This window comes from Lacticaseibacillus suihuaensis (assembly GCF_054785075.1).
This window is the reverse complement of record NZ_BAAGBJ010000024.1, coordinates 1-9,660: the sequence shown is the minus strand read 5'-3', so window position 1 is coordinate 9,660 and position 9,660 is coordinate 1. Positions and strand designations below refer to the sequence as shown.

General features: G+C 57.6%; 6 protein-coding genes and 23 tRNA genes. All 29 read left to right on the top strand.

From position 1 onward, the window contains the following. The first annotated feature begins 49 nt into the window (after nt 1-49). The 29 genes from ACYVRZ_RS12855 (at nt 50) to ACYVRZ_RS12715 (ending at nt 9,294) form a co-directional block, all read left to right on the top strand. Nucleotides 50-122 (top strand) — tRNA-Val (locus ACYVRZ_RS12855). 31 nt (nt 123-153) lie between these two features. Next, nucleotides 154-225: transfer RNA gene (locus ACYVRZ_RS12850), tRNA-Gly, on the top strand. A 27-nt stretch (nt 226-252) separates the two neighbouring features. Next, a tRNA-Arg gene (locus tag ACYVRZ_RS12845) sits at nt 253-326 on the top strand. Between the two features lie 5 nt (nt 327-331). Then, nucleotides 332-405 (top strand) — tRNA-Pro (locus ACYVRZ_RS12840). A gap of 38 nt (nt 406-443) precedes the next feature. Next, nucleotides 444-517: transfer RNA gene (locus ACYVRZ_RS12835), tRNA-Met, on the top strand. A 7-nt stretch (nt 518-524) separates the two neighbouring features. Then, nucleotides 525-598, top strand: a tRNA-Ile gene (locus ACYVRZ_RS12830). Nucleotides 599-645: 47 nt separating this feature from the next. After that, a tRNA-Met gene (locus tag ACYVRZ_RS12825) sits at nt 646-719 on the top strand. Between the two features lie 2 nt (nt 720-721). Continuing rightward, nucleotides 722-795: transfer RNA gene (locus ACYVRZ_RS12820), tRNA-Asp, on the top strand. Nucleotides 796-800: 5 nt separating this feature from the next. Continuing rightward, nucleotides 801-873 (top strand) — tRNA-Phe (locus ACYVRZ_RS12815). A 12-nt stretch (nt 874-885) separates the two neighbouring features. Next, nucleotides 886-956 (top strand) — tRNA-Gly (locus tag ACYVRZ_RS12810). Nucleotides 957-970: 14 nt separating this feature from the next. Next, nucleotides 971-1,044, top strand: a tRNA-Ile gene (locus ACYVRZ_RS12805). Nucleotides 1,045-1,062: 18 nt separating this feature from the next. After that, a tRNA-Ser gene (locus ACYVRZ_RS12800) sits at nt 1,063-1,150 on the top strand. A gap of 6 nt (nt 1,151-1,156) precedes the next feature. Next, nucleotides 1,157-1,228, top strand: a tRNA-Glu gene (locus ACYVRZ_RS12795). Between the two features lie 10 nt (nt 1,229-1,238). Next, a tRNA-Ser gene (locus tag ACYVRZ_RS12790) sits at nt 1,239-1,328 on the top strand. A gap of 11 nt (nt 1,329-1,339) precedes the next feature. Beyond that, nucleotides 1,340-1,413 (top strand) — tRNA-Met (locus ACYVRZ_RS12785). Nucleotides 1,414-1,432: 19 nt separating this feature from the next. Continuing rightward, a tRNA-Asp gene (locus ACYVRZ_RS12780) sits at nt 1,433-1,506 on the top strand. A 5-nt stretch (nt 1,507-1,511) separates the two neighbouring features. Then, nucleotides 1,512-1,584 (top strand) — tRNA-Phe (locus ACYVRZ_RS12775). Nucleotides 1,585-1,591: 7 nt separating this feature from the next. Next, nucleotides 1,592-1,672: transfer RNA gene (locus ACYVRZ_RS12770), tRNA-Tyr, on the top strand. A gap of 5 nt (nt 1,673-1,677) precedes the next feature. Further along, nucleotides 1,678-1,748 (top strand) — tRNA-Trp (locus ACYVRZ_RS12765). A 15-nt stretch (nt 1,749-1,763) separates the two neighbouring features. Next, nucleotides 1,764-1,836, top strand: a tRNA-His gene (locus tag ACYVRZ_RS12760). A gap of 6 nt (nt 1,837-1,842) precedes the next feature. Continuing rightward, nucleotides 1,843-1,914 (top strand) — tRNA-Gln (locus ACYVRZ_RS12755). Nucleotides 1,915-1,922: 8 nt separating this feature from the next. Next, nucleotides 1,923-1,994, top strand: a tRNA-Cys gene (locus tag ACYVRZ_RS12750). Nucleotides 1,995-2,032: 38 nt separating this feature from the next. After that, nucleotides 2,033-2,116, top strand: a tRNA-Leu gene (locus tag ACYVRZ_RS12745). Between the two features lie 421 nt (nt 2,117-2,537). After that, nucleotides 2,538-3,743: a glycosyltransferase family 4 protein gene (locus ACYVRZ_RS12740; protein ID WP_461227421.1), complete on the top strand. Its 1,206-nt coding sequence runs from the start codon at nt 2,538-2,540 to the stop codon at nt 3,741-3,743. A gap of 2 nt (nt 3,744-3,745) precedes the next feature. Further along, entirely contained in the window at nt 3,746-4,783 is a 1,038-nt protein-coding gene (locus tag ACYVRZ_RS12735) for a glycosyltransferase family 4 protein (protein ID WP_461227419.1), read from the top strand. Further along, nucleotides 4,776-5,807: a lysylphosphatidylglycerol synthase transmembrane domain-containing protein gene (locus ACYVRZ_RS12730; RefSeq protein WP_461227417.1), complete on the top strand. Its 1,032-nt coding sequence runs from the start codon at nt 4,776-4,778 to the stop codon at nt 5,805-5,807. The genes ACYVRZ_RS12735 and ACYVRZ_RS12730 overlap by 8 nt, the downstream gene beginning before the upstream one ends. An 87-nt stretch (nt 5,808-5,894) precedes the next feature. Further along, complete coding sequence (locus ACYVRZ_RS12725; protein WP_225048160.1) at nt 5,895-6,137, top strand: YkuJ family protein; 243 nt, start codon at nt 5,895-5,897, stop codon at nt 6,135-6,137. Between the two features lie 455 nt (nt 6,138-6,592). Then, on the top strand, nt 6,593-8,731 hold the full coding sequence (locus tag ACYVRZ_RS12720) for an LTA synthase family protein (RefSeq protein WP_461227415.1): 2,139 nt from the start codon (nt 6,593-6,595) through the stop codon (nt 8,729-8,731). Nucleotides 8,732-8,820: 89 nt separating this feature from the next. Further along, nucleotides 8,821-9,294 (top strand): Fur family transcriptional regulator, encoded by a 474-nt coding sequence (locus tag ACYVRZ_RS12715; protein WP_461227413.1) that lies wholly within the window; start codon nt 8,821-8,823, stop codon nt 9,292-9,294. Nucleotides 9,295-9,660: the final 366 nt, after the last annotated feature.

Below are 9,660 nucleotides of genomic sequence, written 5' to 3'. Positions count from 1 at the left end.
TTGGTGGGTGACTGCCTGCGAGGGTAGGAAGCTGCCGCGCTTCATTTATGGAGGATTAGCTCAGTTGGGAGAGCGTCTGCCCTACAAGCAGAGGGTCACAGGTTCGAGCCCTGTATCCTCCAGTGCCATTCAGGTATTGGATCACAGTTTCATGCGGAAGTAGTTCAGTGGTAGAACATCACCTTGCCATGGTGGGGGTCGCGAGTTCGAATCTCGTCTTCCGCTTCGCCGCTAGGCGAAACAATGTAATATGCACCCATAGCGCAACTGGATAGAGTGTCTGACTACGAATCAGAAGGTTGTAGGTTCGACTCCTACTGGGTGCAGTGCTCGGGAAATAGCTCAGCTTGGTAGAGCACCTGGTTTGGGACCAGGGGGTCGCAGGTTCGAATCCTGTTTTCCCGATAGGAACGACTTGCTCGTTCTTTTTAATTGAGATTTATCGCGGTGTAGCTCAGCTGGCTAGAGCGTCCGGTTCATACCCGGGAGGTCGAGGGTTCGATCCCCCCCGCCGCGATTGGCCTGGACCTTTAGCTCAGTTGGTTAGAGCAGACGGCTCATAACCGTCCGGTCGTAGGTTCGAGCCCTACAAGGTCCATCCGTTCTTTACACGGTGGATCGCAGTAGGTATACTAAATATATTATCGCGGGATGGAGCAGTCTGGTAGCTCGTCGGGCTCATAACCCGAAGGTCGTTGGTTCAAATCCAGCTCCCGCAATTGGTTCCATGGTCTAGTTGGTTAGGACGCCTGCCTGTCACGCAGGAGATCACGAGTTCGAGTCTCGTTGGAACCGGTGTCGGCTCGGTAGCTCAGTTGGTAGAGCAATGGATTGAAGCTCCATGTGTCGGCAGTTCGATTCTGTCCCGCGCCAGTATCCGCATATGCGGGTGTAGTTTAGTGGTAAAACCACAGCCTTCCAAGCTGTTGTCGCGAGTTCGATTCTCGTCACCCGCTGGATCGAGATTTATGGGCCTATAGCTCAGCTGGTTAGAGCGCACGCCTGATAAGCGTGAGGTCGATGGTTCAAGTCCATTTAGGCCCAGTGTTCCAAGATTAATATGGAGAAGTACTCAAGTGGCTGAAGAGGCGCCCCTGCTAAGGGTGTAGGTCGGGAAACTGGCGCGAGGGTTCAAATCCCTCCTTCTCCGTTCTGCGGCCCGTTGGTCAAGTGGTTAAGACACCGCCCTTTCACGGCGGTAACATGGGTTCAAATCCCGTACGGGTCATGCCTCATATGGAGAATTACCCAAGTCTGGCTGAAGGGAACGGTCTTGAAAACCGTCAGGTGGGGAAACCCACGCGAGGGTTCGAATCCCTCATTCTCCTTTATACATTATCGCGGGATGGAGCAGTCTGGTAGCTCGTCGGGCTCATAACCCGAAGGTCGTTGGTTCAAATCCAGCTCCCGCAATTACAATTGAATAATTGTTGGTTCCATGGTCTAGTTGGTTAGGACGCCTGCCTGTCACGCAGGAGATCACGAGTTCGAGTCTCGTTGGAACCGTTAATGGCTCGGTAGCTCAGTTGGTAGAGCAATGGATTGAAGCTCCATGTGTCGGCGGTTCGATTCCGTCCCGCGCCATTTTTTCGGAGGATTAGCGAAGAGGCTAAACGCGACGGACTGTAAATCCGTTCCTTCGGGTTCCTAGGTTCGAATCCTAGATCCTCCATTTATAGGGATATAGTTTAAAGGTAGAACTACGGTCTCCAAAACCGTCAGTGTGGGTTCAATTCCTACTATCCCTGCTTTTTGTTAATATGGCGGTATTGGTGAAGTGGTTAACACACTGGTTTGTGGATCCAGCATACGTGGGTTCGATTCCCACATACCGCCCTTGATTGGGGTATAGCCAAGTGGTAAGGCAACGGACTTTGACTCCGTCACGCGCTGGTTCGAATCCAGCTACCCCAATTGCTCACGGCGGTGTAGCCAAGTGGTAAGGCAAAGGTCTGCAAAACCTATATGCGTCGGTTCAAATCCGATCACCGCCTTTCTCAGGCTGTCGCTTCGAGAAATAGATGAATATTATGCCGGCATGGCGGAATTGGCAGACGCGCTGGACTCAAAATCCAGTTCCAGCGATGGAGTATCGGTTCGACCCCGATTGCCGGTATCATCGGTCCCAGAGATGGGGCTTTTTTTGTACCCTGCGCCAGGTCACCTGGGCTTACCCGAGGCCGTGGCAACCGGCTCCGACCGGCGGCCTGGGCTGGGCCAACTCAGCCGCAGTGCAGCGAAGCGGTCGGGCGGTCGTGGCGCCAGCGAGGCGGCCGCTAGCGACCGGCGTCGGCTGCCTGGCACGGCTCGGGGTGTTCGTCATGAGGTGTGGTTAGCGGTGGCCGCGAGGCAGGGCCTTAACCGGTCGGCGGCGGCGCCGTGGGTTGGCTACCACCTGGCGGCTTTTCGGTCTTAGGGTCGAGGGCAGCACGTAACGATTCTGTTAAAATCATGAGTGAGCAAAACAGAAAATTGAATCGGTTTGGGTTAGCCGATATACTGTATTTAACCGGAGTTCGACGTTTGGAGGCAGTCTGATGAATATTGGCATTTTTACGGATTCGTATTTTCCGCAGGTCAGTGGCGTGGCGACCTCAATTAAGACGTTGAAGGACGACCTGGAGCGCAAGGGGCATGTGGTGTACATCTTCACCACCACGGACCCGCATGTGCCCGAAGCGGCCGTTGAGCCCAACCTGTTTCGCTTCACCAGTGTCCCGTTCGTCTCGTTCACCGACCGCCGCATCGCGGTGCGGGGGCTGTTTCACGCCTACCAGGTGGCCAAGGAGCTGCAGCTGGACATTGTTCACACGCAAACCGAGTTCTCGATGGGCTACATCGGCAAGTTCGTGGCCCGGGAGCTGAAGATTCCCGTCGTTCACACGTACCACACCATGTACGAGGATTACCTGCATTACGTGATGAATGGCCACCTGCTGCGGCCTTACCACGTGAAGCAGTTCATCCGCGCCTTTTTGTACCACGTGTCCGGCGTGGTGGCGCCGTCCGAGCGGGCGAAGGCCTCGCTTGAGGCTTACGGGATCAAAACGCCGATGGCCATCATTCCCACCGGCGTCGACTTGACCCAGTTCCAGCAGGCCAAGGACCCGCAGCTGCGCGAACGGCTGGGGCTTTGCGGGGTGCCGGTGCTGCTGTCGTTGTCGCGCGTGGCCTACGAGAAGCGCATCGACAAGCTGGTGGCGGCGATGCCGGCGATTTTGAAGCAGGTGCCAGACGCCGTGCTGCTGATTGTCGGCGACGGACCGGCGCGGGAGGACCTGGCTTCGCAGGCCGAAGCGCTGGGGCTCGGCGAGCACGTGCGGTTCACCGGCGAGGTGGACCACAGTGCGGTGCCGGATTACTACCGCGTCGGCGACGTGTTCGTGTCGGCCAGCGACTCCGAGTCGCAGGGGCTGACCTACATCGAGGCGCTAGCGGCTGAGCGCAAGGTCGTCGCCTGGAGCGGGGAGTACACCCAGACGCTTTTGGACGATCCGGCCATCGGCACCACCTTCGATAACGAGCCGGACATGATTCGCCAGGTCTGCGGCTACCTGACCCACCCGCAGGCCTTCAGCGATCCAGCGCCGCGCGAGGCCAAGCTCGCCGCCATTTCGGCCGACCTGTTCGGCGATCGGGTGCTGGCATTCTACGACGCGGCGATCGCGCGGTACCAACAGGCGCTGTCTGCCAAGGAAGACAAGGTGACCGTTGAGTCGGATCGGCCATCTTTAAAGGGGTAACCATGATCGACATCCACATGTTCTCATCCGCGGACAAAGTCGCGGGGCAAGGCGTCGGCGCCGTATACAGGGAGCTGTTGGCGCTTTTGGAAAAGTATTTTCCAGGGGAGTTTCACATCAGCATCAACAAGTACTCCCCAAGCGTCATCAGCCACTACCACACCATCGACCCGGCGTTTTTCGCCTCGACGTTCTCCAAGCGGCGCGGCCGCAAAATCGGCTACGTCCACTTCCTGCCGGACACGCTGGACCAGAGCTTACGCCTGCCGCGTCCGGCTCGCTTCACGCTGGACAAGTACGTGATCGCCTTTTACAAGCGCATGGATCAGCTGGTGGTGGTGAACCCCAACTTTATTCCGCGGCTGGCGGCTTACGGCATCGACCCGCACCGCGTGACCTACATTCCCAACTTCGTGTCGCGTGAGACCTTCTATCCGGCGACCACGTCGGCCCGGGCCGGGCTGCGGCGCCAGTATGGGATCCCCGAGGACGCCTTCGTGGTGTTCGGCGCCGGCCAGGTGCAAGATCGCAAGGGCGTCGACGATTTCATCGCCTTAGCCAAGCAGAATCCGCAGTGGCGCTTCATCTGGGCCGGCGGCTTCTCCTTTGGCATGATCACCAACGGCTACGACCACCTGAAGTCGGCGGTGGCCAACGCGCCGGACAACCTGACCTTCACCGGGATCGTGCCGCGCGAGGACATGGTGGATTACTACAACATGGCCAGCGTTTTTTTGTTGCCGTCTTACGAGGAGTTGTTCCCAATGGCGGTGCTCGAGGCCTTTTCCACCGAGACGCCGGTGATGGTGCGGGACCTGGCGCTGTACGACGAGATCATCGCGCCTTACGCGATCAAGGCCAAGGATGTTGACGCGATGAACGCCAAGCTGCACGAGCTGGCGGCCTCCCCCAAGCTGCAGCAGGCCTACGCCGCCAAGAGCAGCCAGGCCGCGGCGACTTACTCCGAGGACCGCTTGGCGCGGGTCTGGGAGCACTTCTACCGCAGCCAGGCCGCCTTGGCCGAGGGCCGTCATGAGTAGAAAAAACAAACTGGCCGCCTTGGCCATGGTGCTTTTGGGCGTCAGCATCTTCTTGTTCGAGATGCGCCACCTGCACTTTCACCAGGTGGTCAAGACCCTGCTGCACCTGAACCTCTGGTGGCTGCTTGTGGCGACCCTAGTGATGCTTGCCTCTTGGGTGATTGAGACCTGGGTGGTGCAGATCTTCGTGCAGCACGACGGCGAACACCTGCCCTTCCAGGCGGCGCTACGGGTGCCCTTGGTCGAGCAGCTGTTCAACAACATCACGCCCTTTGCCTCGGGCGGCCAGCCGGCGCAGCTGATTGCGCTGATGCAAGCCGGCGTCGAAGGCGGCCGGGCCAGCTCGGTCTTGCTGATGAAGTTCGTGGTTTACCAGTTCATGGTGCTTTTGAACTTCATTCTGACCATCGCAATCGGCTTCCGGCAGGTTGCCGGGCGGCTGGGGCCCTTGGCCTGGTTCATCGTCTTTGGCTTCGTCATTCACGTGGTCGTGATCTGCGGGTTGCTGTTGGTGATGTACCACTACCGCTTCACCAAGCAGCTGGTGGCCTGGGCGGTCAAGGTGTACGGCCGCTTCGCGGGGCCGGTGCGACAGGCCGCCTTGCAGACCAAGATGAACGAGAAAATCGATTCGTTTTACGCCGAAAGCCTGCACCTCAAGCAGGAGAAGACCAAGGTCCTTCGCGCGGCCGCGCTGACCTTGGCCCAGCTGCTCTTGTACTACTCAGTGCCGTACTTCGTGCTGCGCAGCTTCGGCGTCAACCACGTCAGCCTGGTCGAGGTGATCGTGCTGCACGTGATGATCGTGATGATCGTCTCGCTGTTCCCGATTCCCGGCGGCACCGGCGGGGCGGAGTACAGCTTCAAGACCCTGTTTGCGACCTACGTGCCGCTGCCGTCGCAGCTGGTGTTGGCGATGTTGTTGTGGCGCCTGTTGACCTACTACCTGGGCATGGCGCTGGGGGCCGTGGCGCTGTCCGTGGTGCCGCAGCGCATGACGTCGCAAAGGCGCAGGCAAAAGTGAAAAAACTTTGGCAATCGGGGATTTTTACGGGCACAAAAAGCGTTTTTATGGTACGCTATCACAGAAGTACAGGAAAGGGGCCGTTTCATGAAAAGCTCACAGTTAGTTGCGATCATTAAACGCCTTGAAGCCATGCAAGAAGCAGCGGATGGCGAGGTGCAAACGCGCCGGTTCGAAAAGGACGGCGTAGAAAAAGGCTTGGTGTCCTACGACGCCAAAACCGAGACATTCACGCTTGAAGAGATGGATCAACACCAGAAATTCGACTTCGATGACATCGACCTTGTTGCCATTGAAATCTTTGACCTGCTCGACGATTCGGAAAACTAAGTAGCGCGTGTGAGAGCGGTTGGGCAAATGCCCGGCCGCTCTTTGTCGTTGGGTCGGCGCAGCCACGTTGCGGCGGCCAATCCGTGGCCGGTCGGGGCGGCGATCCAGGCCCACCCGCTGCGGCGGAGTCAGGGTGGCGCGACCAAGAGACCGGTCAATCCGAGGCCAGGTCGGCGAGTCGCGGCGCCGGCTGCAACCGGCGCGTTGGCGAGTCACGGCCGGCGCCGCGGCGCGAACTCAGGCGCTGGTGTCACCGGAATTTTCAGCCGGCGACTGGTTGAACCGCGGCCGGCCGAATTGCCCACGCAAGGCCAAACCCGCCGGCCCGGCCGGTTAAGATGTCGTTAAACCCCGTGAAAATAAGGGCTGAAAATTGTCTTTTCTGTGGGGTTTGTGTAGACTTACCAGTGTGTAGCTCATCCGTACACGACAATCAACACAGTTGGAGGAACACCATGACTCAAATAGGCAGGCGAATTCGCGGGTACTTTAACACCCGGTTCGGATTTTTCGCCCTGACAATCGCACTGTTTTGGCTCAAGACGTACTGGGCCTACAACACCAAATTCAACCTCGGCGTCAAGGGGAGCATGCAGGAGCTGCTGCTTGCGATCAACCCGATTCCGACGACCATTCTGTTGTTTGGGATTGCCCTGTACATGAGCGGTCGCAAGTCGTACATCACGATGCTGATTATCGATGCGCTGACCACCACTTGGCTGTTCGCCAACATCCTGTACTACCGCGAGTTCTCGGATTTTTTGACCTTCGCGTTGATCAAGGGGTCCGGGGCGGTGTCCAACAACCTCAGCAAGGGCGTGTTTGGCATCATGAACGCCAGCGACTGGTTCGTGTTCCTGGACCTGGTGGTCTTGATCCTGCTTTTGGCCTTCCGCGTGATTCGGATGAACACGACGCCGGTCAAAAAATCGGTGGCCCTCGGCATCACGGCGCTGGCCTGCTGCATGATTGGGGCGAACCTCAGCATGGCCTACTCCGACCGCTCGGGGTTGCTCACCCGCACTTTCGATAATAACTACATCGTCAAGTACCTGGGTCTGAACGCCTACACGATGGTCGACGGGGTCAAAACCGCCAAGACCTCGGCGGCCAAGGCCAACGCCAAGGCCTCCGACCTCGATTCGGTCAAGAAGTTCCTGAAGAACCACCAGACGGCGCCGAACGTCGAGTACAGTGGCGTGGCCAAGGGTAAGAACGTCTTCATCATCCACCTTGAAAGCTTCCAGCAGTTTCTGATCGACTTCAAGTGGCAGGGCACGGAGGTGACGCCGAACCTGAACAAGCTCTACCACCAAAGCGACACGCTGAGCTTCGACAACTTCTTCAACCAGGTCGGTCAGGGCAAAACCGCCGACGCGGAGATGATGCTTGAAAACTCGTTGTTCGGCACCGCCGAAGGCTCGGCGATGGTGGCGGATGGCACCACCAACACCTTCCAGGCCGCGCCGGCGATCCTCGATCAGATGGGCTACACCACCGCGGCGTTCCACGGGGATGTGCCAAGCTTTTGGAACCGCGACAACGCGTATCGCTCCTGGGGGTACGACTACTTCATCTCCAAGTCCTACTACCCAAGCGGCAAGAACTACGAGGTCGGCTACGGGCTCAAGGACAAGATCTTCATGAAGTACTCGACCAAGTACGTCGAGCAGCTGCCGCAGCCCTTTTACGCGAAGCTGATCACCGTCACCAACCACTACCCGTACGAGCTGGACAAGAAGAACGTGTCCATCGCCAAGACCAAGACCGGCGACAAGACCGTGGACGGCTACGTCCAAACCGCCAAGTACCTGGATCAGTCGATCGGTGAGTTCATGGCCTGGCTTAAAAAGAGTGGCCTGGAGAAGAACTCGATGCTGGTCTTTTACGGCGACCACTACGGCATTTCCGGCAACCACAAGAAGGCCGTCGCCAAGCTGCTCGGCCGCACGGACTTCAACGATTTTGACAACGCCCAGTTCCAGCGGGTGCCGCTGATGATTCACATGCCGGGCCTCAAGGGTGGCGTCAACCACACATACGGCGGGGAGATCGACGTGCTGCCGACCATCGAGAACCTGCTCGGGGTGAAGTCCAGCAACTACATCCAGTTCGGCAGCGACCTGCTGAGCAAGGATCGCGACCAGACCGTCGCCTTCCGCAACGGCGATTTTGTCACCCCGACCTACACCAAAGTCGGCAGCAGCTACTACGACACCCAGACCGGTGAGTTGCTCAAGAAGCTGACCGCGGCGCAAAAAGACGCGATCGACACGGCGACCAACCGCGTGACCACGACGTTGTCCTTGTCCGACCGCGTGATCAACAGCGACCTGCTGCGCTTCTACACGCCAAGCGGCTTCACCAAGGTCAAAAAGAGTGACTACAGCTACAACAAGAAGACCGCAACCAAAACGCTCAAGGCGGCGCAAAAGGAAAACACCAGCGTCTTGAGTCAGCACAAGGGCGAGTCGCTTCTGGATCAGTACCTGACCGACGCGCCGGAGCTCGCCGATGATACGGATACCGCAGACACCACGTCTGCGTCTTCCAGCACCAGCAGCAAAAAGAACACGAAGAAGGCCGACGATTGACGGCAGGGGGCCGCGCAAAATTTGCGCGACCCCTTTGCACACGACCCAATTTAGCGTTAAGCTATGATAAAAAGTAAGGAGGCGGCACGGTGGCAAATCAGCAGGATACGGTCTACGATCAGGCCATCGAACGTCTGAAGGCCAAGGGAATTCGAATCACGCCGCAGCGGGTGGCCATCATCCGCTTCATGATCGCCAGCGTGGCCCATCCGACGGCGGAGATGATTTACGCCGCCTTGGCTCCGGACTTCCCGCACATGAGCGTGGCGACGGTTTACAACAACCTGCGGCTTTTGATCGACCTCGGCCTGGTCGAGGAGATGAACATCGGGGATGTGGCGACGCACTACGACTTCGCCCTGGCGCCGCACTACCACGCGGTTTGCACGAACTGCGGCCGCATCGTCGATTTCGTGTACAGCGGCATGAGCGATGTCGAGAACGTCGCGGCCGGTAAAACCGGGTTTGCGGTCACCGGCCACCACCTGGAGGTTTACGGGCTGTGCCCGGATTGCCAGCGCAAGCTCAAATTGACGAACGCTAAGCCGGCAGTAACGGCCTGATCACGATAAATCCGAACGGAGATTAATTAATAAAAATACTCCGTTCGGATTTATTTTTTTGCCTCAGAAAGTTGAAGTTTTGGTTGACGTTGCGCCCCTTTGGCTGGTAAGATACTTGTTGTTGTCGAAGCGACCCACCGGTTGCTGAGCGGCGGGAATGAATAAATATTCACCCCTTAAAATAACCGTTGACAACATCGTCGCGATAAGATATACTCATTAAGTTGTCTTAACGACAAGGTAGTCCTTTGAAAACTGAACAAAGTTTCGTAAATGTGATAGGGCTTTTCTTAATTGAAAAGAATTAAACATTGCGAAGTCAATTCGCTAGTAACAACAAATCGAGCTATTCAAACAGCTCATATT

What these genes read in the sequence shown, in the direction of transcription:
- ACYVRZ_RS12740 (WP_461227421.1), top strand. Translation starts at nt 2,538, where the DNA reads ATGAATATTGGCATTTTTACGGATTCGTATTTTCCGCAGGTCAGTGGC.
- ACYVRZ_RS12735 (WP_461227419.1), top strand. Translation starts at nt 3,746, where the DNA reads ATGATCGACATCCACATGTTCTCATCCGCGGACAAAGTCGCGGGGCAA.
- ACYVRZ_RS12730 (WP_461227417.1), top strand. Translation starts at nt 4,776, where the DNA reads ATGAGTAGAAAAAACAAACTGGCCGCCTTGGCCATGGTGCTTTTGGGC.
- ACYVRZ_RS12725 (WP_225048160.1), top strand. Translation starts at nt 5,895, where the DNA reads ATGAAAAGCTCACAGTTAGTTGCGATCATTAAACGCCTTGAAGCCATG.
- ACYVRZ_RS12720 (WP_461227415.1), top strand. Translation starts at nt 6,593, where the DNA reads ATGACTCAAATAGGCAGGCGAATTCGCGGGTACTTTAACACCCGGTTC.